19 protein-coding genes and 3 tRNA genes are annotated in these 24,381 nt (G+C 60.4%); 9 read left to right on the forward strand and 13 right to left on the reverse strand.

The window, feature by feature from the left end; genetic code table 11:
- Nucleotides 1–59: 59 nt before the first annotated feature.
- The 12 genes from AC3WN7_RS08810 to AC3WN7_RS08865 form a co-directional block, all read right to left on the reverse strand.
- Nucleotides 60–335: a peptidylprolyl isomerase gene (locus AC3WN7_RS08810; protein ID WP_007898282.1), complete on the reverse strand. Its 276-nt coding sequence runs from the start codon at nucleotides 333–335 to the stop codon at nucleotides 60–62.
- 67 nt (nucleotides 336–402) lie between these two features.
- Nucleotides 403–2,940 carry a PAS domain-containing hybrid sensor histidine kinase/response regulator gene (locus AC3WN7_RS08815; RefSeq protein ID WP_102674066.1) on the reverse strand — a complete coding sequence of 846 codons (2,538 nt, stop codon included), beginning with the start codon at nucleotides 2,938–2,940 and terminating at the stop codon, nucleotides 403–405.
- A 204-nt stretch (nucleotides 2,941–3,144) separates the two neighbouring features.
- Nucleotides 3,145–5,100 (reverse strand): acetoacetate--CoA ligase, encoded by a 1,956-nt coding sequence (locus AC3WN7_RS08820; protein ID WP_095966792.1) that lies wholly within the window; start codon nucleotides 5,098–5,100, stop codon nucleotides 3,145–3,147.
- A gap of 120 nt (nucleotides 5,101–5,220) precedes the next feature.
- Nucleotides 5,221–5,994 (reverse strand): 3-hydroxybutyrate dehydrogenase, encoded by a 774-nt coding sequence (locus AC3WN7_RS08825; RefSeq protein ID WP_095966791.1) that lies wholly within the window; start codon nucleotides 5,992–5,994, stop codon nucleotides 5,221–5,223.
- 7 nt (nucleotides 5,995–6,001) lie between these two features.
- The gene (locus tag AC3WN7_RS08830; RefSeq protein ID WP_095966790.1) at nucleotides 6,002–7,393 is read right to left on the reverse strand and encodes a GntP family permease; all 1,392 of its coding nucleotides are present in this window, start codon (nucleotides 7,391–7,393) and stop codon (nucleotides 6,002–6,004) included.
- A 285-nt stretch (nucleotides 7,394–7,678) separates the two neighbouring features.
- The gene (locus AC3WN7_RS08835) at nucleotides 7,679–9,094 is read right to left on the reverse strand and encodes a sigma-54 interaction domain-containing protein (protein ID WP_095966789.1); all 1,416 of its coding nucleotides are present in this window, start codon (nucleotides 9,092–9,094) and stop codon (nucleotides 7,679–7,681) included.
- A 145-nt stretch (nucleotides 9,095–9,239) separates the two neighbouring features.
- Nucleotides 9,240–10,817 carry an ABC transporter ATP-binding protein gene (locus tag AC3WN7_RS08840; protein ID WP_095966788.1) on the reverse strand — a complete coding sequence of 526 codons (1,578 nt, stop codon included), beginning with the start codon at nucleotides 10,815–10,817 and terminating at the stop codon, nucleotides 9,240–9,242.
- Between the two features lie 13 nt (nucleotides 10,818–10,830).
- Nucleotides 10,831–11,853, reverse strand: a complete 1,023-nt coding sequence (locus AC3WN7_RS08845) for an ABC transporter permease (RefSeq protein ID WP_007974697.1) — start codon at nucleotides 11,851–11,853, stop codon at nucleotides 10,831–10,833.
- Nucleotides 11,853–12,914, reverse strand: a complete 1,062-nt coding sequence (locus tag AC3WN7_RS08850) for a microcin C ABC transporter permease YejB (protein WP_102674067.1) — start codon at nucleotides 12,912–12,914, stop codon at nucleotides 11,853–11,855. The genes AC3WN7_RS08845 and AC3WN7_RS08850 overlap by 1 nt, the downstream gene beginning before the upstream one ends.
- On the reverse strand, nucleotides 12,914–14,782 hold the full coding sequence (locus AC3WN7_RS08855) for an extracellular solute-binding protein (RefSeq protein ID WP_095966786.1): 1,869 nt from the start codon (nucleotides 14,780–14,782) through the stop codon (nucleotides 12,914–12,916). Before AC3WN7_RS08855 ends, AC3WN7_RS08850 begins: the two co-directional genes overlap by 1 nt.
- A 131-nt stretch (nucleotides 14,783–14,913) precedes the next feature.
- On the reverse strand, nucleotides 14,914–15,195 hold the full coding sequence (locus tag AC3WN7_RS08860) for a peptidylprolyl isomerase (protein ID WP_095966785.1): 282 nt from the start codon (nucleotides 15,193–15,195) through the stop codon (nucleotides 14,914–14,916).
- 107 nt (nucleotides 15,196–15,302) lie between these two features.
- Nucleotides 15,303–16,184 carry an esterase/lipase family protein gene (locus AC3WN7_RS08865; RefSeq protein WP_095966784.1) on the reverse strand — a complete coding sequence of 294 codons (882 nt, stop codon included), beginning with the start codon at nucleotides 16,182–16,184 and terminating at the stop codon, nucleotides 15,303–15,305.
- Between the two features lie 338 nt (nucleotides 16,185–16,522).
- On the opposite strand from AC3WN7_RS08865, the gene AC3WN7_RS08870 reads away from it, so the two are divergent.
- A complete protein-coding gene (locus AC3WN7_RS08870) occupies nucleotides 16,523–17,587 on the forward strand; it encodes a hypothetical protein (RefSeq protein ID WP_095966783.1) in 1,065 nt (354 codons plus the stop codon).
- 57 nt (nucleotides 17,588–17,644) lie between these two features.
- On the opposite strand, the gene AC3WN7_RS08875 is transcribed toward AC3WN7_RS08870, so the two are convergent.
- The gene (locus AC3WN7_RS08875; RefSeq protein WP_095966782.1) at nucleotides 17,645–18,724 is read right to left on the reverse strand and encodes a 3-deoxy-7-phosphoheptulonate synthase; all 1,080 of its coding nucleotides are present in this window, start codon (nucleotides 18,722–18,724) and stop codon (nucleotides 17,645–17,647) included.
- Between the two features lie 627 nt (nucleotides 18,725–19,351).
- Here AC3WN7_RS08875 and AC3WN7_RS08880 point away from each other — a divergent pair.
- The 8 genes from AC3WN7_RS08880 to AC3WN7_RS08915 all read left to right on the forward strand — a co-directional run bounded on the left by AC3WN7_RS08880 (nucleotide 19,352) and on the right by AC3WN7_RS08915 (nucleotide 24,283).
- Nucleotides 19,352–20,110: a carbon-nitrogen hydrolase family protein gene (locus AC3WN7_RS08880; protein WP_102674068.1), complete on the forward strand. Its 759-nt coding sequence runs from the start codon at nucleotides 19,352–19,354 to the stop codon at nucleotides 20,108–20,110.
- Complete coding sequence (locus tag AC3WN7_RS08885; protein ID WP_102674069.1) at nucleotides 20,110–20,544, forward strand: GNAT family N-acetyltransferase; 435 nt, start codon at nucleotides 20,110–20,112, stop codon at nucleotides 20,542–20,544. The genes AC3WN7_RS08880 and AC3WN7_RS08885 overlap by 1 nt, the downstream gene beginning before the upstream one ends.
- Before the next feature lie 136 nt (nucleotides 20,545–20,680).
- Entirely contained in the window at nucleotides 20,681–21,322 is a 642-nt protein-coding gene (gene gacA / locus AC3WN7_RS08890; protein ID WP_008015884.1) for a response regulator transcription factor GacA, read from the forward strand.
- A gap of 2 nt (nucleotides 21,323–21,324) precedes the next feature.
- Nucleotides 21,325–23,148: an excinuclease ABC subunit UvrC gene (gene uvrC / locus AC3WN7_RS08895; protein ID WP_102674070.1), complete on the forward strand. Its 1,824-nt coding sequence runs from the start codon at nucleotides 21,325–21,327 to the stop codon at nucleotides 23,146–23,148.
- Between the two features lie 32 nt (nucleotides 23,149–23,180).
- The gene (gene pgsA / locus AC3WN7_RS08900) at nucleotides 23,181–23,741 is read left to right on the forward strand and encodes a CDP-diacylglycerol--glycerol-3-phosphate 3-phosphatidyltransferase (protein WP_007992985.1); all 561 of its coding nucleotides are present in this window, start codon (nucleotides 23,181–23,183) and stop codon (nucleotides 23,739–23,741) included.
- Between the two features lie 63 nt (nucleotides 23,742–23,804).
- A tRNA-Gly gene (locus tag AC3WN7_RS08905) sits at nucleotides 23,805–23,880 on the forward strand.
- A 47-nt stretch (nucleotides 23,881–23,927) separates the two neighbouring features.
- Nucleotides 23,928–24,001, forward strand: a tRNA-Cys gene (locus AC3WN7_RS08910).
- Nucleotides 24,002–24,196: 195 nt separating this feature from the next.
- Nucleotides 24,197–24,283: transfer RNA gene (locus AC3WN7_RS08915), tRNA-Leu, on the forward strand.
- Nucleotides 24,284–24,381: the final 98 nt, after the last annotated feature.

Genomic DNA, 24,381 nt, shown 5'->3' on the forward strand with positions numbered 1-24,381 from the left:
TGACCGCGTTTCATTGTGGGAGCGGGCTTGCCCGCGAAGAGGCCCTCAAGCCAACAGCATCAATCCCGGTAAAACACCTGCACCAGGTGATACCCGAACTTGCTCTTGATCGGCCCATGCACCACCCGCAGCGGTTTCTTGAAGATCACCGCATCGATCACGCCGACCATCTGCCCCGGCCGCACTTCGCCGAGGTCGCCGCCGCGCTTGCCCGACGGGCAGGTCGAATACTTCTTGGCCAGCACATCGAACGCTTCACCCTTGGCGATGCGTTGTTTGAGCTGCTCGGCTTCTTCCGAGGTTTTCACCAGGATATGGCGGGCTTGAGCTTTCATGGGGCGGTTACCTTGCAACGATGCTGGTTATGTGAGTGGCAGCGGGGGGGCGCGATTATGCCTTAACTCAGTCCGGTTGACCGATCATCGTGCGAATCTTGTTGGCCAGCAGGTCGATGGAAAACGGTTTGGTCACCATGTCCATGCCTTCTTCAAGGAAACCCTGGCGCTCGGCAGCGATCTGCGCGTAACCGGTCATGAACAACACTTTCAGTCCGGGACGATGCTGGCGGGCGATTTCTGCCAGTTGTCGGCCGTTCATGCCCGGCAACCCCACGTCGGTCACCAGCAGGTCCACCCGCAGGTCCGACTCCAGCACCGGCAGCGCGTCCTTGGCATCTTCGGCTTCATGGGCGCGGTAACCGAGTTCCTTGAGCAGATCCAGCACCAACATGCGCACCGCCGCATCATCCTCGACCAGCATCACCGTTTCGCCGGCAATCGCCGCTGGCGCCTCGCCGACCACGGGTGACAAGACTTTTTCCGGCTCGGTCGAATGCAGGCGCGGCAGGTACAAACGCACGCTGGTGCCCCGTCCGGGCAGGCTGAACAGGCTGACATGGCCCCCCGATTGCTGGGCAAAACCGTAGATCATCGACAAGCCCAGGCCGGTGCCCTGGCCGATGGGCTTGGTGGTGAAGAACGGGTCGAATGCCTTGGCCAGCACCGAGGGCGTCATGCCGGTGCCGTTGTCGCTGACGGCAATCATCACGTAGTCGCCGGCCTTGACCGGTTCCAGGGTCGTGATGTCGCTGCCGTCGAGGTACACGTTGGCCGTTTCGATCTGCAACTCGCCGCCGCCTGGCATGGCGTCCCGGGCGTTGATCACCAGGTTGAGCAGGGCGTTTTCCAACTGACTGACATCGGTGTTGACCCGCCAGGTGTGCTCGGCCAGTTGCAGCTTTAGTTCAATGTGGTCGCCCTTGGTACGTCTGAGCAGGTCCTCAAGCGAGCGAATCAGGTCATTGGGGTTCAGCGGCGTGCGATTGAGCGACTGACGCCGGGAGAACGCCAGCAAGCGATGGGTGAGGGCGGCGGCACGGTTGGCCGAGGACACTGCCGCCTCGGTGAACCGGCCGATCTCGCTGGCGCGGCCTTCGGCGATGTAGCGCTGCATCAGGTCGAGGCTGCCAATGATGCCAGTGAGCATGTTGTTGAAGTCATGGGCGATACCGCCGGTCAGCTGGCCGACGGCTTCCATTTTCTGGGCATGACGCAAGGCGTCTTCGGCGCGCTCACGCTCGAACATCTCGTTTTGCAGACGCTCGTTGGCCTCGGCCAGTTGTCGGGTGCGGGCGGCCACCCGTTCCTCAAGGGTTTCGTTCAGGTTGCGCAAGGCTTCTTCGGTCATTTTGCGTTCGGTTTCGTCGATCACGAAGATGTAGAAGCCGTTGACCGCACCATCTGCACCGTGGCGCGGCAGGTAATTCATCAAGGCCTGGCGCAGGCTGCCGTCGCGGTGCGGCGTGCTGATGCTGAAACTGCAGGGCCGGCCGGACAGTGCTTCGGTGATGTACGGGGCGCGTAGCGCGTAGGCTTCTTCGCCGAGCACTTCAAGAATGGTTCGCCCGTATAGCTCTTGCGGCGTCAGCCCGTACCAGTCGAGGTACGCCGCGTTGTTGAGGCGAAAGCGTTCTTCGCGGTCGACGTAGCTGATCAGGACCGGCATGGCGTTGATGATCAGTTGCAGCTCGGTCTGGCTCTGGCGCAGGGCCTGTTCGGTGAGTTTGCGCTCGGTCAGGTCCAGGGCGGCGCCGAGGAATCGGATCGGCCGGCCGTGATGGTCCTTGTAGCAGCGACCGCGGGCAAACACCCAGCGCATCTGGCCGTCGGTTTGCAATAGGCGATACTCCTCGGCGTATTCGCTGCCGTGGGTGATGCAGTGCTTGATGCTGCGGGCGATCAGGGCGCGGTCTTGCGGGTGTACGCCGTGCAGGTATGCGCTGATCGGCAACTGGTTGGCCATGGCCGGGTCGACGCCGTGGAGCTGGGCAAAATGCACATCGGCGACGAAACGGTCCTCGCTGATGTCCCAGTCCCAAGTGCCGACCGCATCGGTGGCGGCGAGGGCCAGTTGCAGGCGTTCCTCGGTTTCACGCTGGGCCTTGAGGCTGGCCGCCGAGCGTTGTTCGAGTTCGAGGGCGATGCGCCGGCGCTCGTTGGTTTCGATGGCGGTGACCAGGATCCCGGCCACCTCGGCACCTTCGTCGCGGATCGGGCTGTAGGTCAGGTCGAGCCAGAAGTCGGACTCCTGGCCCTCACGTTGCAGGGTAAAGCGCTGCTCGCTGTAGGTTCGTACCTGACCTTGCAGGACGGCGCTGTAGATCGGGTCGGTAAAGTCTTTCAACTCTGGCCAGATCAGGTGTGTCGGTTGTCCGAAAGCCTGCGGATGCTTGCTTGCGGTGAGCAGGGCGAAGCCGTCGTTGTAGATCTGTGTCAGTTGCGGGCCCCATAGCAGCAGCATCGGCATCGGTGAGTGAATGACGATGTCCACGGCGGTTCGCAGGCTCTGTGGCCAGGTGCTGGCAGCGCCCAGCGGGCTGCTTGCCCAGTCGATCCGGGCGATCAGGGCCTGGGCATCGCTGGCGGTGGGTATAGCGTTCATCCGGGAGTCCTGCGCCTGAGTCGCTTTAGCTGGCGTCTATTCTTGCACAGGTGATCGATTGTGGAGGAACCGTCATGGTGAACGGTTAAGCGACACAAAACCCTGTAGGAGCGAGCTCGCTCGCGATGGTTGTCAACGATAACGCGGGTTGGCAGGTGCCCCGTGGCGCTCTCGGGTTTATCGCGAGCAAGCTCGCTCCTACAGTCAATCCTGGAGTTCTGGACGATCGCGGTACTGCTCCAGCGCTTCGGGATTGGCCAGGGCATCGGTGTTTTTCACTTTCTGCCCATGCACCACATTGCGCACCGCCAGTTCAACCACCTTGCCGCTGATGGTCCGCGGAATGTCGGTGACCGCGACAATCTTCGCCGGCACATGACGCGGCGTGGTGTTGGCGCGAATCGTCTGGCGGATCTGTTGTTGCAGCGCCTCGTCCAGCTCAAGCCCGTCGCGCAAGCGTACGAACAGCACCACCCGCACGTCATCCTGCCATTGCTGACCGATGGCCACGCTGTCGAGCACCTGCGGGATCTTTTCCACCTGGCGATAGATTTCCGCCGTGCCGATGCGCACACCGCCGGGGTTGAGCACGGCATCCGAGCGGCCGTGAATCATCATCCCGCCATGGGGCAATTGTTCGGCGTAGTCGCCCTGGGCCCAGACGCCGGGGAACAGGCTGAAATAGGACTGGCGCAGTTTCTCGCCATCGGCATCGTTCCACAGGCCAACGGGCATCGCCGGGAAATGCCGGGTGCAGACCAGTTCACCTTTTTCGCCGATCACCGGCTGACCGGCGTCGTTCCATACCTCGACGGCCATGCCCAGGCTCTTGCCCATGATTTCGCCGCGCCGCACCGGCGACACAGGGTTGCCGTTGACGAAGCACGAGACGATGTCGGTGCCGCCGGACATCGAGGCCAGGCACAGGTCAGCCTTGAAGTCGCGATAGACAAAGTCGTAACTCTGCGGCGACAGCGCCGAGCCGGTGCACAGCAACGTCCTGAGGCTACCCAGGTCATGACTGTCTCGGGGCTTGATGCCGCTGCTTTCCAGGGTGGCGAGGTATTTCGGGCTGGTGCCGAAGACGCTGATCCCTTCGTCGTCGATCAGGTCGATCAAGCGTTGCGGGTCAGGGTGGAACGGCGAGCCGTCGTACAGCACCACCGCGCTGCCTACCGCGAGGGCCGAGACCAGCCAGTTCCACATCATCCAGCCGCACGTGGTGTAGTAGAACAGGCGCTCGCCGGGGCCAAGATCGCAGTGCAGGCCGTGTTCCTTGACGTGTTGCAGGAGTACGCCGCCGGTGCTGTGGATGATGCATTTGGGCACGCCGGTGGTGCCGCTGGAATAGAGGATGTACAGCGGATGGGCGAAGGGCACCGGGACGAAATCCGGTTCGCCGCCGGGTGCGTAGAAATCGTCCCACAGTGTCACGTTGGCCGGGGTGCGGAAGTCTGCGATGTGCGCCTGAGGCCGCGCATACGGAACCACGATCAACTGTTGCAACGACGGCAGGCGCTGGAGGATCTCGTTGATCTTGGCGGTCTGGTCGATCTCTTTGCCGGCATAGCGGTAACCGGCGCAGGTCACCAGCACTTTCGGTTCGATCTGGCCGAAACGGTCAACCACCCCCTGGGTGCCGAAGTCCGGTGAAGAACAGGACCAGACAGCGCCAAGGCTGGTGGTGGCGAGCATGGCCACCAGGGTTTGCCAGGTGTTGGGCATGCACGCGGCGACCCGGTCACCCACACCGACGCCGGCGGCGATCAAACCGTTTTGAAAGCCGGCAACATGCTCTGCCAGCTCGGCCCAGGTCAAATGTTCACGCTGACCGTTTTCGCCAACGGCGACCACGGCGATCGCATCATCGCGGCGCTGTAGCAGGTGTTCGGCAAAGTTCAGTGTGGCGCCCTGGAACCACTGGGCGCTGGGCATCTGCGGGCCTTCGAGCAGCACGGCGTCGGGTTGCTCGTGGAAGCGAATGTCGAAGAAGTCGACAATGGCCTGCCAGAAGTCGGGGCGTTGCTCGATGGACCATTGGTGCAGGGCCGGGTAGTCGTCAATCTTGAGGTGATACCGCTGATTGATGAAGCGCCGGAAGGCCTCCATGCGGGTTTTGCCAATGCGTTTGACGTCGGGTTGCCAGAGGATGTCGGACATGGTTTGCCTCTTCTTATGTCTTTAGATCCATTCGCGGGCAAGCCCGCTCCCACAGGGGATCACATTTCCATGTGGGAGCGAGCTTGCTCGCGATGAACGATCACGCGGTCTGGCAGATGATTACTGCGCCAACCAGCCACCATCCACATTCCACGCCGCGCCCCGCACCTGGCTGCCGGCGTCGCTGCACAAAAACAGCACCAGTTCACCCAGTTGCGGCGGTGTCACGAACTCCAGCGATGGCTGCTTTTCAGCGAGCAGATCATGCTGCGCCTGCTGTGGGTGAACCCCGCTGGCGGCACGGTCGTCGATCTGCTTCTGCACCAGCGGCGTCAGTACCCAGCCTGGGCAGATCGCGTTGCAGGTGACCTGGGTGGTCGCGGTTTCCAGGGCGACCACTTTGGTCAAGCCGATCACCCCGTGCTTGGCGGCGACATAGGCGGACTTGCCCACCGAACCGACCAGGCCATGCACCGAGGCAATGTTGATCACCCGGCCCCAGCCCTTGGCGCGCATGCCCGGCAGACTCAAACGGGTGCTGTGGAACACCGACGACAGGTTGATCGCGATGATCGAATCCCAACGCTCCACCGGAAACTCGTCCACCGCTGCCACGTGTTGAATGCCGGCATTGTTGACCAGGATATCGACGCCGCCGAACTCGCGCTCGGCGTAGGCGATCATGTCGGCAATCTGTGCCGGATCGCTGACATCGGCCGGGTGGTGGCCGACCTTGCCGCCAAACTGTTCGACCTCGGCAATAACGTTGGACGCATCGCCAAAACCGTTGAGGATCAGGTTGGCCCCGGCCCTGGCCAGGCTGAGGGCGATCCCCAGGCCGATGCCGCTGGTGGAACCGGTGACCAGTGCGGTCTTGCCCGAAAGAGTCGTCATGAATACCTCACACAATGCCAGTGGCGTAGAAGGTGCCGATCACCACGAAGACCGCCAGGGTCTTGATCAGCGTAATACAGAAAATGTCTTTGTAAGCCTCGCGGTGGGTCAGACCGGTGACCGCCAGCAGGGTAATCACCGCGCCGTTGTGCGGCAGGGTGTCCATGCCGCCACTGGCCATCGCGGCGACCCGGTGCAGCACTTCCAGCGGGATGTTCGCCGCATGGGCGGCGCTGATGAATTGCTCGGACATGGCCGCCAGCGCAATGCTCATGCCGCCCGAGGCAGAACCGGTGATGCCGGCCAGCAGGGTCACGGTAATCGCTTCGTTGACCAGTGGGTCGGGAATGCTCTTGAGCCAGTCGGCCAACACCAGAAAGCCCGGCAGGGACGCGATCACCGCGCCGAAGCCGTATTCCGAGGCGGTGTTCATCGCCGCCAGCAACGCGCCGCTGACTGCGCTTTTACTGCCTTCGGCGAGTTTTCGGCTGATCGCCTTGTAGCCAAACACCAGCACCATGAGGATGCCGACCAGCAAGGCGGCCTGTACCGCCCAGATCGCCGTGAGCTTGGCGATGTCCGTGGTCACCGGCGCGGCCATGCCTGGCAGCGCGAGGCTGTGGGTCTTGCCATACACCTGCGGAATCCAATGGGTGAACAGCAGGTTCATGATGCCTACCGCCAAGAGTGGCGACAGTGCGAGCCACGGGTTGGGCAGCTTGAGGTCGGCGGCGGTTTCCGGCTCGTTGCGCAGGTCGGATCCATAACCTTCACCGGCGCGCTGTGCCTTGTTGCGTTGACGCTGGAGAAACAGCATGCCGGCACAGAACACGAAGATCGTGCCGATCACGCCCAGCCACGGCGCCGCCCAGGCAGTGGTGTTGAAGAAAGTGCTGGGGATGATGTTCTGGATTTGTGGCGTGCCGGGCAGGGCGTCCATGGTGAACGAGAACGCGCCCAGGGCAATGGTCGCCGGGATCAGGCGCTTGGGGATGTTGCTCTGGCGGAACATTTCAGCGGCAAACGGGTAGACCGCGAACACCACCACAAACAGCGACACGCCGCCATAGGTGAGCAGGGCACAGACCAGCACGATCACCAGCATTGCCTGGCGGGTGCCGAGCAGGCGTATCGCCGCGGCGACGATGGAGCGCGAGAAGCCGGACAGTTCGATCAGCTTGCCGAACACTGCGCCGAGCAGGAACACCGGGAAATACAACTTGATGAAACCGACCATTTTTTCCATGAACACCCCGGTGAAAGCGGGGGCGACGGCAGAGGGGTCGGTGAGCAGGACTGCGCCGAGGGCGGCAATCGGGGCAAAAAGGATAACGCTATAGCCACGGTAGGCAGCCAGCATCAGCAGCGCGAGGGCTGCCAAGGCAATGATCACACTCATGGTGTGTCTCCTGGGTTGTTATTTTTGTAGGGTGGAACTGGGTAGTAGAGGCGTATAGCGGGTTTTGTGCCAAATACTTAACTTATTGAAATATAAAGATATATTCTGATGTTGGTGAGCTGGTTCGGGATTGTTGTCTCTTGTTTGAGACTTGTATTGGGAGTGCCGGCCTCTTCGCGGGCAAGCCCGCTCCCACAGTTGACCGAATTGATCAGGGGAATGCCTTCTCCTGTGGGAGCGGGCTTGCTCGCGAAGGTCTGTCCAGCAATGGAGATGTATGTCTCTTTATTGAGACTCTGCAATCCCCAACGCCACCATCTTCTTGTACAAAGTCGACCGCCCCAGCCCCAATCGTGCCGCCGCCTCAATGACCTTGCCCTCGCATTGCGCAAGGGTCGTTTCGATCAGTTGCCGGTCAAATCGCTCCCGCGCCGCACTGAAGGTTTCATGGGCAAAGGGCTCCTGGGCCAAGGGCGTCACGCGCTCAACCCGGGTGAACGTACCAATCGCCGCGCGTATGTCCGCCGCTGTCAGGCGCAAGTCATCGCTGAGCAGCGCCGCGCGCTCCAGCACATTGCGCAATTCGCGGATGTTCCCCGGCCAGGCGTGTTGCCCCAACAATTCCAGGGCTTCGTGGTGCAGTTCATGCTGGCTGCGCAGCTCCTCGAGAATCGCTTCACTGAGCGCCGGCACGTCATCGAGGCGGTCGCGCAGGGGCGGAACCTGAATCGGCAGCACGTTGAGGCGGTAGTACAAGTCGGCGCGGAACTCGCCGCGTTTGATCGCCGCTTCCAGGTCGGTCGAGGTCGCGGCGATCACCCGCACATCGCTCTGGATCACCTCATTGGACCCCACCGGCTCGAATTCCTTTTCCTGCAGCACGCGCAGCAGTTTGCTTTGCAGGGGCAGCGGCATATCGCCGATTTCGTCGAGGAACAAGGTGCCGCCCTGGGCGATCTGCAATTTGCCGGCGCGGCCCTTGCGGTCGGCACCGGTAAACGCGCCGGGGGCGGTGCCGAAGAATTCGGCCTCCAGCAATGATTCGGGAATCGCTGCGCTGTTGATGCTGACAAATGCCTTGTGCGCACGGGGCGAGGCATTGTGGATGGCCTGAGCCAACAACTCCTTGCCGGTGCCGGTTTCGCCGAGCAGCAGTACAGGCGATTCGGTACTCGCACTGCGCCGGGCGCGGCGTTTGACTTCCAGGCTGGCGGCGCTGGTGCCGATGAAATGGGCGAAGTTGTATTTGGTCTGCCGCGCCCGCAGCAGCGAGCGGGTGGAGGCCAGTTCTTCCTGCATGCTCATGTAGCGCTTGAGCATCGGCGACAGGCTGCGCAGTTCGTCGAACAGGGCGAAACCGATGGCGCCGATGACCACGCCGGCATCGTCGTGAATCGGCAGGCGCATGACCACCAGCGGTTCTTTTGGGGTGTCTTGCATGTCCAGCAGAATCGGCCGGCCGGTGCGCACCACTTCACGCAACAGGCTGCCGGGGATCACGCTTTCGCAGGGCTTGCCGATCGCCACTTGCGCCGATTGCAGGCCGAAGCGTCGGGCATAGCGCTCATTCATCCAGACGATGTTGGCATCGCGGTCGACAATCACCGTGCCCTCGCTCGATTGCTCGATGATTTCGAACAATGAACGGATCGCCAGCAGGCGAACGCGCTGGTAGTCCTTGAGGCTTTCGGTGGTGTTCATGGGTTTGATCCTGATGATTTATTGCCTGTGCCGGCCTCTTCGCGAGCAAGCCCGCTCCCACACTTGATTTGTGTCGTTCACAAATCCCCTGTGGGAGCGGGCTTGCTCGCGAAGGCCGCGCCGCGGTCCAACTGAATGCAATGGATTATGCCTGCCCCAACAACGCCGCCGCCAACAGCTCCTTGGTGTACGGATGCTGCGGTGAATCGAACACCTCATGGCTGGCGCCGCGTTCTACCACCTTGCCGTCCTTGATCACGATCATGTCGTGGGCCAGGGCGCGCACCACCGCCAGGTCGTGGCTGATGAACAGGTAGGTCAGACCGTGCTTTTCCTGGAGCTGGCGGAGCAGGGCGACCACCTGTTTCTGCACCGTGCGGTCCAGCGCCGAGGTCGGTTCGTCGAGCAGGATCAGCGCCGGCTTGAGCACCAGCGCCCGGGCGATGGCGATGCGCTGGCGCTGACCACCGGAGAATTCGTGGGGATAGCGATGGCGGCTTTGCGGGTCGAGGCCGACTTCGCTCAGTGCGCGGATCACTTCGGCGTTGCACTCTTGGGGGCTCAACTGGCTGTGCACTTCCAGGCCTTCGCTGATGATCTGCGCCACCGACATTCGCGGGCTGAGGCTGCCGAAGGGATCCTGGAACACCACCTGCATTTTCTTGCGCCACGGCCGTAGCTGTTTTTGCGTCAGGCCGTCCAGCGCCTGGCCCTGAAAGCGGATGCTGCCTTCGGAGTCGAGCAAACGCAGGATCGCCTGACCGAGCGTGGACTTGCCGGAACCGGATTCACCGACAATGCCCAGGGTCTTGCCGCGCTGAATATTCAGGCTGATGCCATCGACGGCACGCAGCCAGGTCTTGCGCTGGAACAGGCCGCCACTGACGGGAAACCGCACCTGCAGATCGTTCACCTCCAGTACGTTTTCGCGCTCGTCCCGGGGCAAGGCTTCGCCCTCGGGTTCGGCGTGCAGCAATACGCAGCTGTAAGGGTGCTTTGGTTCGGTGAACAGGGTTTCGCACGGCGCTTGCTCGACGATTTCCCCGGCCTTCATCACGCACACGCGCTGGGCGATGCTGCGCACCAGATTCAGGTCGTGGCTGATCAGCAGCAGCGACATGCCCAGCCGCTGTTGCAGGGACTTGAGCAGCAGCAGGATCTTGCGCTGCACCGTCACATCCAGCGCGGTGGTCGGTTCGTCGGCAATCAGCAGTTCCGGTTCGCACGCCAGGGCCATGGCAATCATCACCCGCTGGCGCTGGCCGCCGGACAGTTGATGCGGATAGGCCTTGAGGCGTTCCTCGGGTTTCTGGATGCCCACCAGGTGCAGCAGTTCAAGGATCCGCACCTGCGCCGCTTTGCCTGCCAGGCCTTTGTGCACCAGCAAGGTTTCGCCGATCTGTTTTTCGATGCTGTGCAGCGGGTTCAGGGACGTCATGGGCTCCTGGAAGATCATCGCAATGCGATTGCCGCGCAGTTGTCGCAACTTGCCGGCATCGGCACCCACCAGTTCCTGGCCGCGATAGCGGATGCTGCCGGTTGTCCGGGTATCGGTTTGCGGCAGCAGTTGCAGGATCGAGTGGGCCGTCACCGACTTGCCCGATCCCGATTCGCCCACCAGCGCCAGGCATTCGCCGGGGCGTATGTCCAGGCACAGATTGCGCACCACGGTCTGGCCGCTGAAGGCCACGCTGAGGTCACGGATTTCGATCAGGTTGGTCATTTCAGCCGTCCGCTCAAGATCTCGGATCGAAGGCGTCTCGCAACGCCTCGCCGATAAACACCAGTAAAGAAAGAATCAGCGCCAGGGTGAAGAACGCCGTCAGGCCCAGCCACGGTGCTTGCAGGTTCTGCTTGCCCTGGCCGATCAGCTCACCCAGGGATGCACTGCCCGCCGGCATGCCGAAGCCGAGGAAGTCCAGTGCTGTCAGGGTGGAAATCGCCCCGGTAAGAATGAACGGCAGGTAGCTCAAGGTCGCGTTCATGGCGTTGGGCAGAATGTGCCGGACGATGACTTTGCGGTCGGTCAGGCCCAGCGCGCGCGCGGCCTTGACGTATTCCAGATTGCGCCCTCGCAGGAACTCGGCGCGCACCACGTCCACCAGGGCCAGCCATGAAAACAGTGCCATGATTCCCAGCAACCACCAGAAATTCGGCTCGACGAAACCCGACAGGATGATCAGCAGGTACAGCACCGGCAGCCCGGACCATACCTCCAGCAGGCGCTGGCCGAGCAAATCCACCCAGCCGCCGTAATAGCCTTGCAGGGCACCGGCCGCGATACCGATCAGCGCACTGACAAACGTCAACATCAAGGCAAACAGGATCGACACCCGGGCACCGAAGATCACCCGGGCCAGAACGTCCCGAGCCTGGTCGTCGGTGCCCAGCCAATTGACGCTGGTGGGCGGACTTGGAGCGGGTTTGTTCAGGTCATAGTTGGGCGTGTCGTCGCTGAATGGAATCGGTGGAAAGAGCAACCAGCCACCATCCTTCTTGATCAGCTTCTGCACGTAGTCGCTGCGATAGTCGGCCTGGAACGGCAGTTGCCCGCCGAACTCCTGTTCGGTGTGGCGCTTGAACACCGGGAAGTACCACTGGCCTTGATAGCTGACCATCAGCGGTTTGTCGTTGGCGATCAGTTCGCCGCCCAGGGTCATCAGGAACAGGCCGACAAACAGCCAGAGCGACCACCAGCCCCGACGGTTTTTCTTGAAACGCTCGAAGCGCCGACGCGCCAGCGGTGAAAGCTTGAGCATCAGGCGTTCCTCGCGGCGAAGTCGATACGCGGGTCGACCAAGGTGTAGCAGAGGTCACCGACCAGTTTTATCAAAAGGCCAAACAGGGTGAAGATGAACAACGAGCCGAACACCACCGGATAGTCCCGGGAAACCGCTGCTTCGTAACTCATGCGGCCCAGACCGTCGAGGGAGAAGATCACTTCGATCAGCAGGGAACCGGCAAAAAACACACTGATGAACGCCTGGGGAATGCCCGATACCACCAGCAGCATGGCATTGCGGAACACGTGTCCATAGAGCACCCGTCGCTCACTCAAACCCTTGGCCCGGGCAGTGACCACGTACTGGCGGGTGATTTCATTGAGGAACGAGTTCTTGGTCAGGATGGTCAGCGTGGCGAAACCGCCGATCACCAGCGCGGTCACCGGCAACACCAGATGCCAGAAGTAATCGGCCACTTTGCCAATGGTCGACAGCGATTCGAAGTTGTCCGAGACCAGTCCGCGAACGGGGAACCAGTTCAGCGAAGTGCCGCCGGCAAACACCACGATCAGGAACATCGCAAACAGGAACGCCGGCATGGCATAGCCGATGATGATCGCGGTGCTGCTCCAGATGTCGAAATGGCTGCCATGGTGCACGGCCTTGCGGATGCCCAGGGGAATCGACACCAGGTAAGTGATCAGCGTCGCCCAGAGCCCGAGGGAAATGGTCACCGGCATTTTCTCGAGGATCAGGTCGGTGACGGTGGCGCCGCGGAAGAAACTCTTGCCGAAGTCCAGGCGCGCGTAGCTGGTGAGCATCAGCCAGAGGCGTTCGTGCGCCGGTTTATCGAAGCCGTACTGTTTTTCAATGTCCTTGATCAGCTGCGGATCGAGCCCGCGACTGGCCCGGGACTTGCCGTTCATGGACTCGCCGGAGCCGCCGCCGACCGCTGCACCGCCGATGCCCTGCAAGTGTGCGATGGCCTGTTCGACCGGCCCGCCCGGTGCCGCCTGGACGATGACAAAGTTGACCAGAAGAATGATCACCAGCGTCGGAATGATCAGCAGCAGGCGCCGCAGTATGTAAGCCCACATCAGTGCGGCCCTCCGGGTTTGCCACGGCGGATACGCTCGGCCGTCATCTGTTGGTTGGTCAATGGCGTGGTGCTCATCTCCCACCAGCTCTCGATGGCTTCGTCATTGCTCGCTTGCACGTTCGGGATGCCGAAGCGGTTCCACCACACCGTCGAGGTGCCCGGCGGGTAATAGTTGGGAATCCAGTAGTAATTCCATTGCAGCACCCGGTCCAGGGCATGGGCGTAATGCAGCATGTCAGCCTGGGTGTTGGCCCGGATCAGCCCGGTGATCAGGGTGTCCACTGCCGGGTTCTTCAACACCATGTAGTTGTTGGAGCCCGGGTCGGTGGCCGCCTCGGAACCGAAGTAATTGAGCAGCTCGCCTCCTGGAGAAGTGGTGACGGGGTAGCCGGTGACGATCATGTCGTAGTCGCGGCTCATCAGGCGGTTGACGTACTGGGACGAGTCGATGCGGCGGATATTGAGGTCGATGCCGATCTGTTTCAGCGTGCGTTTATAGGGCAACAGCAGACGGTCCATGCCGTTCTGGCTGACCAGGAACGTGAAGCTCAGCGGCTCGCCGTCGGCATTGACCAGTTGGTCGCCATCGGGTTTCCAGCCGGCCTGTTCGAGCAAGTCCAGGGCCTGTAGCTGCTTGTCGCGAATCACACCGCTGCCATCGGTCTTCGGCGCCTCGAACACCTGGGTGAAGACTTCGTCGGGAATCTGGCCGCGCAGCGGTTCGAGAATCGCCAGCTCCCCGGCATCCGGCAGTTGCCGGGCGGCGAGATCGGTGTTGGAGAAAAAGCTCTGCTGGCGAATGTACATGTCGCGCATCATCTGCCGGTTGCTCCACTCGAAGTCCCACAGCATCACCAGCGCCTGGCGCACGCGTCGGTCCTGGAACATGGGCTTTTGCAGATTGAACACAAAACCCTGGGCCGGCTGCGGCGCCTCGGTGGCGAGGTGGGCCTTTTGCAGACGACCGTCGCTCAGGGCTGGACTGTCATAACCGATGGAATAGCCGGTGGCGGAAAATTCCCGGTTGTAGTCATAGGCGCCACCGCGCAGGACCTGGCGCGCCACGTCGGTATCGCCGAAGTACTCGATGCTGAAATGATCGAAGTTGTACAGGCCACGGCTGACCGGCAGGTCCTTGCCCCACCAGTCGGGATTGCGTTCGAAGGTGATGCTGCGCCCGGAATCGATCTTGCCCACTTTATAGGGGCCGCTGCCCAACGGCGCTTCATAGCCGCCGCCACCGGCAAAATCGCGAGTCTTCCACCAGTGTTCGGGAAACACCGGCAGGGTCGCGATATCCAGCGGCAGGGTGCGATTTTCGTTGTTCTTGAAATCAAAGCGGATAGTCAGAGGCGATTCCACTTCCACGCCTTTGACGTCGGCGAACTGGGTGCGGTAACGCAGGCTGCCCTGGGTCATCAGCAGGTCGAAGGTATAGCGCACGTCTTCGGCGGTAATGGCTTTGCCATCGGCAAAACGCGCCTTGGGGTTGAGGTAGAAACGCAGTGACAAGCCGTCCTCGGAACGCTCCATCTTCTCTGCCACCAGGCCGTACACGGTGTACGGCTCGTCCAGCGAGCGCTGGGCCAGCGGCGAATAGAGCAAGCCGTCGATCTGGGTGACGCCGATGCCTTTGTCGATGTAAGGCAAGACATGGTCGAACTGCCCGATTTCGATCGCCGATCGCCGCATCGTGCCGCCTTTGGGGGCCAGCGGATTGGTGTAGGCGAAATGACTGAAACCGGCAGGATATTTTGCCGGTTCGCCGTACACGGTCATTGCCGGTTGCGGTGCCGCATTCACACCCGCGGCACCCGACAGCAGGGCCACGGCCGTGAACAACAAGGTAGGGAAAGCCAGTCGCATTGTCAGCCTTAGAGCCGGGTGGTCGTTAACGACAATTTGTACGCTAGCGGCGCGTCCCTCGCCAGCCGAATTACGTGTGTGAAACACAACGGCCCACCAAAAGGCGGGCCGTTGAATAGCTCAAGCGTCGATCAGTCCTGACGACTGGTCACTTCCAGCAGGTGGTAACCGAACTGGGTCTTGACCGGGCCCTGGACCACGTTGAGCGGCGCGCTGAAAACCACGGTGTCGAATTCCTTGACCATCTGGCCTGGACCGAACGAACCCAGATCACCACCCTGGCGGCTGGAAGGGCAGGTGGAGTTTGCCTTGGCAACTTCGGCGAAATCGGCACCAGCCTCGATTTGGGCCTTGAGTTCGTTGCACTTGGCTTCCGAGGCAACAAGGATGTGACGGGCAGTGGCTTTGGCCATGGGAAAATACTCCTTTCAATATTCGATAAAATGCGCAGCCTACCGGATTCAGTGAGCTAATTCTCCTCAAAGTTCCGTTCCATGCGGGATTCACGGCAGGTAGCCCCTCAAAGGCCGGCGGCTCTCAAGCGCTCGGCATGCTGGACATACAGTTCGACCGGGTCGACGCCTGTGCGCAACTGGCCTGCCGGCTGGCCAAGGGTGTCCAGGTGATCCAGCGCATAGTCGGAGCGGATAACCGTGCCCAGGTGAGAACTGAAGCGACCGACCAAACCGTCGTTCTGCCCGGCTTCCGTGACGAAATACCCGGAAAGGACCCGACAGAAACCGTTGAGCGGATTGAGCGCATTGAGCCCTTCGTTGAGCACATTCGACTGCAGCACGCCGCTCCACGAGTAGTAACGAACACCATTGACCCGTTCGTTACCCTTGCCACCCCAGGTGGCGGGCAGTCCTTGCGGGTATTTGTCATTGAAGGCGCCTACGCCCTCGGTGGTCAGTGCATTGAGGGCGGCAATGGCGTTGCGCGGCTGGTACCGGTTGTCGCTCAGGGTCGCGAGGAAGTCGGCGAAGAGGTTCACCACGGTCTCGGCCACATGTTCCGGCAGACGGCCCGGTGTCAATGCCTTGCGCAGGAAATCGGCGAGCTCCGAGCCATGGTTCGGCCCGCTGACGGAAGTCACCGATGCCACACTGCGTGGTGCAACCGCTGCGGCATAACGTGCGGCCAGTGCACCCTGGCTATGGCCTATGAGGTTGACTTTGCAGGCACCGGTTCCTTCCAGTACCCGCTCGATCTGCATGAGCAATTGCTTACCGCGTACTTCGTTGTCATGGATGGCCGACAAGTGGGGAACGAACACCCTTGCTCCGGCGTTCCTCAGCGCCTGCCTGATGTCGTGAAACAGCTCGAACTTGCCGATTTTTTCGAAGCCGAACAGGCCGTGGATCAGCAGTATTGGATAACGAGTGCTTGCATTCCTTTGCATATTCACACCTTTGCACAGAAGTTCGTCGGGACTGCATGGCGTTTCACTCTAAAACACTCGAGGTTGGCGCGATGTATGAAAAGTCCGCCGAAACCTCCGGAAAGCGGAATAGTGCAAGTGTGAATGCTCAAGATTTGCTGAGGTTTTAGTCGGAGTCGTTTGACGATTTTTCACGACAATCAGGTTGCTCTTGATCAAAGACCTACTTCGTATGTATCGATTTTCCGAGCGAGGCTGAGTGAGAGGCCGACATCACGGCGGGTAGTCGTGAGGTTAAATACACGTCACCCCAAGCCGGCCACCCGTTCGGTGTTTATTCCAGGGACTGGAGCGAATGAATGACTGTTTATGAATCCGACACCCTGAATCTCGTACAGCGACCATTGCCACCGCCCTTACTGGAGCAGGCGGAAAACGGCGTTCTGAACCCCTCTGACCGAAAAGCCGTGATCAGGGTCCGTCCTTACCCAGGCATGACCTGCGGCGACAAATTGCTGTTGAATTGGGCGGGGCTGGATGCCGATGGCCTCGCCTGCAATCATCAGGTGACGCGTTTCGTCAGTGACGACAGGGTCGGCGAGGACATGATCTTTGCTGTGGGTAGCGCTTATATCGAGGCGCTCGACGGTGGTTCACTCGAAATCAGCTACTCGCTCTTGAGCAGTCGTTTTATCGGGATCGTGCACTCCCATCGTTTACAGCTGTGTGTGGGTGATGTGCAATCAGACCTGTTACCCGCGACGGTGGACGACGCGGTGGGCAGAACGCTTGATCCGGATCGGGTCAAGGAAGGGGCGATCGTTACAATCAAACCCTATGCGCGCATGACGGCGGGCGACTGGGTGTTGCTGACTTGGACGGGTGTTTCGCTCGAAGCAAGCTTCAGTGATGCACTCAAGGTCGAGTCCTTTGCTGTGGGCAATGAGTTGTCGTTCTGGGTCAGCCCGGAATGCATTGCGCCCAATCTGGGGTCATCCGTTTCCGTCGATTATTGCGTCAAGCAAGCAGGACATGGCCCTCGATACTCTGAAGTAACGACACTGATGATTGGCAAGATGGAGCGGGGACCGCTGCCAGCACCCGTTGTGCTGGAAGCCGACGAAGGCTGGGTGGATCTGCATGACGTGCAGGATGGGGTGACCGTCGTCATCGAAAACCCCAGGGCTGAAAAAGGGGAGCTGGTTTGCCTGAGATGCGAGGGGGAGAAATTCGATCACTGTGACGAGCGCGAAATCACCAGAGACACCGTGGGCGAGCCGTTGATATTCATCGTTCCCTACCGGTTCTGGAGGGAGCATCGAGATTCTGCGATCCGTGTTTCCTGTTCGGTCGAGCGCCTTGATGACAGCTCTCAACAATCCGGGGTGACACTGGTTAAGGTGCAATCCCTGATGGGACATTGATCACCATTTGCCCTCCAGTCTTCAGATGAAGGCCGGAGGGCGGACAGATGATGCCGGTTATTGGGCGTTGTCTTGCACTCGCAGCCGATCTGCCGCTTCAAGCAACAGCTGTTCTGTCCCGGCCCAACCAAGGCAGCCATCGGTCACTGACACACCGTATTGCATTGACGAACTCAACGGCTGACAGCCCTCGAACAAATGGCTCTCGATCATCATGCCGATCAGCGAACGATCACCTTGCAGACGCTGTTCAAGCACATCGTTGAACACGGCCGGCTGGCGCAATGGGTCTTTGCCACTGTTGGCGTGACTGCAATCGACCATGATCCGGGCCGGAATCCTGAGCCGGGCCAAGTCACTGTTCACCCGGGCGATACTGGCGCCGTCGTAGTTCGGCCCGCGATGGCCGCCGCGCAATACCAGGTGAGTGTCCGCATTGCCCGGGGTTTGAATGATTGCCGGATGTCCCTGGCTGTCGACACCGAAATGGCGATGCGGATGGGCAGCGGAACGCATGGCATCGCTGGCGACAGCGACACCGCCGTCAGTCCCGTTCTTGAACCCGACAGGCATGCCCAGGCCGCTGGCCATTTCCCGATGGATCTGCGACTCCGTGGTCCGGGCGCCAATCGCCACCCAGCTCAACAGGTCATCGAAGTAGCCGGCGGCCATCGGTTGCAGCAGTTCAGTGGCAACGGGCAGACCCAGGCGGAGCATTTCGCGCATCAGCTCGCGGGACAGCGTCAGGCCGGCGGCCATGTCATCGCTGCCATCCAGATGCGGATCGTAGGCCAGGCCTTTCCAGCCAACCGTGGTGCGGGGTTTTTCGACGTAGGCGCGCATCACCAGGAGCATTTCGTCGCTGACTTCGGTGGCGAGGCGGGCAAGGTTGCCGGCGTATTCGAGGGCTGATTCCGGATCGTGGATCGAGCATGGGCCTACGATGACCAGCATACGGGAGTCTTCACCGTTGAGAATCGCGCGAACCGCCTGGCGGTGGGTGGCGACTTGCTGGGTCAGGATGTTGCCGAGGGGCAATTGCTGTTTGAGTTGCAATGAGCTGGGCAGACGCAGGGTCAGCGCTTCATTGGCAGGACTCAAGGTGGACAGCGGCAGTGCGGAGACGGACGAGTTCATATTCAAGGCTTCCTGGGCTGGTGGCGGGTTCGTGCCCGCGCGCTCGGCCCTACTGGGGTGTTCGACAATTGGCCAGACTGGCTGTGTGTGTGCGCTTGCCACCTGTAGGTGACCGATCGGAGGCGGCAGGCTGTCCCGAGCGGTGGGTGGTAAATCGCCAGGCGGTAAAACTGTCGTAACGGTAATAAGTGGCGTAGTTCATGTTCTGAATCCTCTAAATGTCTGGTGTGTCGCTAAAAACGTTGGGGCTGAAAAAACAAAACCCCCGGTCGGGAGGCCGACCGGGGGTTGAGAATTCTCTGGTGGCGACCCGTTTAAAGTGGGCGCCGTGTGGGTATCAGGCGCGCCAGTGGCTAAACCAATACCCAAAATAAAAGCTGACCGGAGCACAGCCGTCGTTCACCCGGGCAGCCGCAACCGAGCGCAGGGCGCTGGCGGTACGAAGCTGTGAGAGGGTGCTGAACATGGTCTGTCTCCAATGGATGGGTCGAGCTTACTAGAGGCCGGTGCGCAGATTCAATCAGAAAATGCTATTGGCCGGCGACAGGGTTCTCTATCGCTTGAGTGGCCTGAGGGTTGTGACAAACTCTGTGTCTGTTCAAAAACGCATCGACACAAGGACGCTTCATGTCACCGCTGACCATCGCCGCAGCCCAATCGATTTCCATCGCCGGAGACCTTGCCGGCAATATCGCCAGGCACCAACGCTTCATCGTGGCAGCCGCGGAGCAGGGCGTGCAGTTGCTGGTGTTCCCAGAACTGTCGTTGACCGGCTACGAACGCGGGCTCGCGGCCGAGCTGGCGATTGTGCCGGATGCCGCCGTTCTGCAACCGCTGCGAGACGTCGCCCGGGCAGTCGGTGTGACGGCTGTTGTCGGTATGCCGATTCGACTGCCGGATAACCCGTCGGTCCTGATCGGTGCACTGGTGCTGGGGGCCGATGGTTCGCTTGGGGTCTACAGCAAACAGCATCTGCATCCCGGGGAAGAAGTGGCGTTTGCACCGGGCGCCGGGGGTGAGCCCCTGACCATCGGGACAGACACTATTGCACTGGCGGTCTGCGCCGACTTTTCCCACTCCAGCCATGCCGCTGCTGCAGCGTGCCAGGGTGCAGATATCTACGCCGCAGGCGTGCTGATCACGGAAAACGGCTACGTCGCGGATACCGCGGTGCTGCAAGGCTATGCCGCGCAGCACGCCATGGTGGTGTTGATGGCCAATCATGGTGGCGCGACAGGTGGCTGGGGCTCGGCAGGACGCAGCGCGATCTGGGCGTCGGACGGTTTGTTGATTGCGGCCGCCAGCGGTACCGGCAGCCAGATGGTGGTGGCCCGGCGCAACAGCGAGGGCTGGAGCGGGGAAGTCGTCGCCGTGGAGCCAGCGTGATGGACTGCGCATGGCGTGTGGCCACGCCAGAGGATCTGGCTTTCGCCCGCCACCTGACCTGTAAAAACATGCTGCGCTACTACATTCGGCACGACCTGATATGGCAGGACGAAGCTTTTGACGTGGCCTGGGCAGGGCGGGACAACCGCATGCTGACAAGCGGTGATCAGTTGCCGGGTTATGTGAGCTTGAGCCGTGATGCCAGAGCGTTGTACATCCGCGAACTGCAGGTCGTCGAAGCGTTTCGCGGGCAGGGCATTGGTTCCTGGGCAATCGATCAGGTACTGTCAGTCGCGTACCAGGAGCGGCGACCGGCGTTACGCTTGACGGTTTTTGAAAATAACCCGGCGCGGGTGTTGTACGAGCGCAAAGGATTCACGGTGGTGGGTAAGGATGAATGTTTCCTGAGAATGCAGCTTGATATCAGTCCATGACATTGCCGCAACGCGTTTGCGACCGGCCTTTCAAGATGAATTGAAACTTTTAATCTGATGCTTTCCGCTAGGTCTGCCAGATGCTTTTTGCTAAGGTGTCTGGCAACCCAATAAGACCATATCGCGAGGTGTCTGCTTGATTAGGGTGCTAGTAGTCGATGACCATGATCTCGTTCGTACAGGCATTACACGAATGCTGGCTGACATCGATGGCCTGCAAGTAGTCGGCCAGGCCGAGTCGGGTGAAGAATCCCTGCTCAAGGCGCGTGAGCTGAAACCCGATGTGGTGTTGATGGACGTCAAGATGCCGGGTATCGGCGGTCTTGAGGCCACTCGCAAATTATTGCGCAGTCATCCGGATATCAAGGTCGTCGCGGTGACCGTGTGTGAAGAGGACCCGTTTCCTACGCGGCTGTTGCAAGCCGGTGCGGCAGGGTACCTGACCAAGGGGGCAGGTTTGCCGGAAATGGTCCAGGCCATCCGCCTGGTGTTCGCCGGGCAACGCTACATCAGCCCGCAAATTGCCCAGCAACTGGCGATCAAGTCCTTCCAGCCCACCAACGACTCGCCTTTCGATGCCCTGTCCGAGCGGGAAATCCAGATCGCGCTGATGATAGTCGGCTGCCAGAAAGTACAGATCATTTCCGACAAATTGTGCCTGTCCCCGAAAACCGTGAACACCTACCGTTACCGCATCTTCGAAAAGCTTTCGATCAGCAGTGATGTCGAGTTGACGCTGTTGGCGGTGCGTCATGGCATGGTCGACGCCAGCCTCTGAAAATGACCGAAACCTTTGATCCGAGCGCCTTTCTGTCGACCGTCAGCGGGCGCCCCGGCGTGTACCGCATGTTCGACAGCGAAGCGCGGTTGCTTTACGTCGGCAAGGCGAAGAACCTCAAAAATCGCCTGTCGAGTTACTTTCGCAAGACCGGGCTTGCCCCCAAGACCGCCGCACTGGTCGCACGTATCGCCCAGGTTGAAACGACGATCACGGCCAACGAAACCGAAGCCTTGCTGCTCGAGCAGACGCTGATCAAGGAATGGCGCCCGCCCTATAACATCCTGCTGCGCGACGACAAATCCTACCCCTATGTCTTTCTCTCCGACGGAGAGTTTCCGCGCCTGAGCATTCATCGCGGTGCGAAAAAGGCCAAGGGCAAGTATTTCGGTCCTTACCCCAGCGCCGGCGCGATCCGCGAAAGCCTGAGCCTGCTGCAAAAGACGTTTTTCGTTCGGCAATGCGAAGACAGCTATTACAAGAACCGCACCCGTCCTTGCCTGCAATACCAGATCAAACGCTGCAAGGCACCCTGCGTCGGGCTGGTGGAACCCCAGGTGTACGCCGAAGACGTGCGCCACTCGGTTATGTTTCTTGAAGGACGCAGCAGCGCGCTGACTGACGAGTTGTCTGCCGGGATGGAAGAAGCGGCGATCAATCTGGAGTTCGAGCGAGCGGCCGAGCTGCGGGACCAGATTGCGTTGTTGCGCCGGGTTCAGGACCAGCAGAGCATGGAAGGCGGGACCGGGGACGTCGATGTGATCGCCGCGTTCGTCAACCCGGGCGGTGCCTGTGTGCACTTGATCAGCGTGCGGGGCGGGCGGGGGTTGGGCAGCAAGAACTTCTTCCCTCAAGTCGGTATTGAAGAAGATGTTTCTGAAGTCATGGCCGCGTTTCTCGGCCAATACTTCATCAGCAGCCCTGAACGCGACTTGCCCAGCGAGTTGATCGTCAATGTGGTCCACGATGACTTTCCAACACTGATCGCGGCCATCGACGAGCTGCGCGGTCGTGAACTGACCATCAGCCATCGCGTGCGTGGTACGCGAGCGCGCTGGCAGCAATTGGCCGTGACCAATGCCGAGCAGGCGCTGAATGCGCGCCTGGCGAATCGTCAGCACATTACGGCGCGCTTCGATGCATTGGCCGAGGTGCTGAAGCTGGATGAGCCTCCACAACGCCTGGAGTGCTACGACATCAGTCATTCCAGTGGCGAGGCGACGGTGGCGTCCTGCGTGGTCTTCGGCCCCGAAGGCCCGATCAAGTCCGACTACCGCCGGTACAACATCGAAGGCGTTACGGCCGGCGATGATTACGCGGCGATGCACCAGGCGTTGACCCGACGTTTCAGCAAACTGAAGGACGGGGAGGGCAAGCTGCCGGATATCCTGCTGGTGGATGGCGGTAAAGGCCAGTTGTCCATGGCCCGTGACGTACTCGATGAACTGGCCGTACCTGATCTGATCCTGCTCGGCGTGGCAAAAGGCGCGACACGCAAGGCCGGTTTCGAAACCCTGTACCTGAACGATGCCGCGCATGAGTTCACCTTGCGCGGCGATTCTCCTGCGCTGCATCTGATCCAGCAGATTCGCGACGAAGCCCACCGATTTGCCATTACCGGGCACCGCGCCCGGCGTGGAAAAACCCGTCGGACGTCTACACTGGAAGGCGTCGCTGGCGTCGGTCCAACACGTCGGCGGGATTTGTTAAAACATTTTGGTGGATTGCAGGAGCTGTCTCGTGCAAGCATCGAAGAAATTGCCAAAACCCCCGGGATCAGTAAAAAGCTCGCAGAGTTGATTTATGCAAATCTGCACAGCGAGTAGAATGCCCCCTCACCTCGTAGCCAGTTGTGCCGATGAATATCCCTAATCTGATTACCGTTCTACGCGTTCTGCTCATTCCGATCTTCATTTTGCTGTTCTACCTGCCTTACCAGTGGAGCTACCTGGCCTCCGCCTCGGTCTTCGCTTTTGCTGCCGCCACCGACTGGCTGGACGGATACCTGGCCCGCCGCCTGGAACAAAGCACACCGTTCGGGGCTTTTCTCGATCCGGTTGCCGACAAGCTGATGGTCGCGGTTGCGCTGGTACTGTTGGTGCAGGAACACGGAAACCTGTGGCTCACGCTGCCGGCGGCCGTGATCATCGGTCGCGAGATTGTCGTCTCGGCCCTGCGCGAATGGATGGCCGAACTGGGCGCACGTGCCCACGTCGCCGTATCGAACCTTGGCAAATGGAAAACCGCCGCGCAAATGCTCGCACTGGTGATCCTGCTGGCCAATCCCAAGGATTTCAGTTTCTGGGTCTTGCTGGGCTACACCTTGCTGATGGTGTCGGCCGGCCTGACTTTGTGGTCGATGGTCCAGTACCTGCGGGCTGCCTGGCCACATCTGAAGACCGACGTTGAAAAGAAATAAAACTTTTTTGAATCAAAGGGTTGACGGGGCTTCTGGATTCTATAGAATGCGCCACACCAAGACGCGGGAATAGCTCAGTTGGTAGAGCACGACCTTGCCAAGGTCGGGGTCGCGAGTTCGAGTCTCGTTTCCCGCTCCAAGTTTGTACGCATTTGATGTCGCGCTACTAGATATCAAATGTTTTGAGGCCGAGTAGCAAAATGGTTATGCAGCGGATTGCAAATCCGCCTACGCCGGTTCGATTCCGACCTCGGCCTCCACTAATAAACAAGCTCCGTAGATCTATGATTTACGGAGCTTTTTTATTTTCAGCAGCCTGCAAGATTTAGTCTTGAAAAGGGTATTTGCGAACTTGCTTCACCGGGGCGGGATGTATATATTTCCACCTCTGCTGCACAGGCGTCAGAATTGCCAGATCGTTATTTGGCACAACCTGGACGCTTCACCGCGCTACCGCCCGAATGGCGAAACTGGTAGACGCATGGGACTTAAAATCCCCCGCTCGTAAGGGCGTGCCGGTTCGATTCCGGCTTCGGGCACCATGAATATCAAGGGCTTGCGTGAGATACCTCATGCAGGCCCTTAGTTTTTTCCGCCATCAAAAAATCTTTTTCGCAATTCGCTACTGCCCGACTGCATG

Source organism: Pseudomonas sp. FW305-70, assembly GCF_058783925.1.

Excerpts from the sequence above, each read along its gene's own strand:
- AC3WN7_RS08875 (WP_095966782.1), bottom strand. The coding sequence starts at position 18,724 with ATGAACTCGTCCGTCTCCGCACTGCCGCTGTCCACCTTGAGTCCTGCC.
- AC3WN7_RS08815 (WP_102674066.1), bottom strand. The coding sequence starts at position 2,940 with ATGAACGCTATACCCACCGCCAGCGATGCCCAGGCCCTGATCGCCCGG.
- AC3WN7_RS08845 (WP_007974697.1), bottom strand. The coding sequence starts at position 11,853 with ATGCTCAAGCTTTCACCGCTGGCGCGTCGGCGCTTCGAGCGTTTCAAG.
- AC3WN7_RS08850 (WP_102674067.1), bottom strand. The coding sequence starts at position 12,914 with ATGTGGGCTTACATACTGCGGCGCCTGCTGCTGATCATTCCGACGCTG.
- AC3WN7_RS08835 (WP_095966789.1), bottom strand. The coding sequence starts at position 9,094 with ATGAACACCACCGAAAGCCTCAAGGACTACCAGCGCGTTCGCCTGCTG.
- AC3WN7_RS08870 (WP_095966783.1), top strand. The coding sequence starts at position 16,523 with ATGACTGTTTATGAATCCGACACCCTGAATCTCGTACAGCGACCATTG.
- AC3WN7_RS08820 (WP_095966792.1), bottom strand. The coding sequence starts at position 5,100 with ATGTCCGACATCCTCTGGCAACCCGACGTCAAACGCATTGGCAAAACC.
- AC3WN7_RS08840 (WP_095966788.1), bottom strand. The coding sequence starts at position 10,817 with ATGACCAACCTGATCGAAATCCGTGACCTCAGCGTGGCCTTCAGCGGC.
- AC3WN7_RS08825 (WP_095966791.1), bottom strand. The coding sequence starts at position 5,994 with ATGACGACTCTTTCGGGCAAGACCGCACTGGTCACCGGTTCCACCAGC.
- AC3WN7_RS08855 (WP_095966786.1), bottom strand. The coding sequence starts at position 14,782 with ATGCGACTGGCTTTCCCTACCTTGTTGTTCACGGCCGTGGCCCTGCTG.
- AC3WN7_RS08810 (WP_007898282.1), bottom strand. The coding sequence starts at position 335 with ATGAAAGCTCAAGCCCGCCATATCCTGGTGAAAACCTCGGAAGAAGCC.
- AC3WN7_RS08830 (WP_095966790.1), bottom strand. The coding sequence starts at position 7,393 with ATGAGTGTGATCATTGCCTTGGCAGCCCTCGCGCTGCTGATGCTGGCT.
- pgsA (WP_007992985.1), top strand. The coding sequence starts at position 23,181 with ATGAATATCCCTAATCTGATTACCGTTCTACGCGTTCTGCTCATTCCG.
- uvrC (WP_102674070.1), top strand. The coding sequence starts at position 21,325 with ATGACCGAAACCTTTGATCCGAGCGCCTTTCTGTCGACCGTCAGCGGG.
- AC3WN7_RS08865 (WP_095966784.1), bottom strand. The coding sequence starts at position 16,184 with ATGCAAAGGAATGCAAGCACTCGTTATCCAATACTGCTGATCCACGGC.
- AC3WN7_RS08860 (WP_095966785.1), bottom strand. The coding sequence starts at position 15,195 with ATGGCCAAAGCCACTGCCCGTCACATCCTTGTTGCCTCGGAAGCCAAG.
- AC3WN7_RS08880 (WP_102674068.1), top strand. The coding sequence starts at position 19,352 with ATGTCACCGCTGACCATCGCCGCAGCCCAATCGATTTCCATCGCCGGA.
- AC3WN7_RS08885 (WP_102674069.1), top strand. The coding sequence starts at position 20,110 with ATGGACTGCGCATGGCGTGTGGCCACGCCAGAGGATCTGGCTTTCGCC.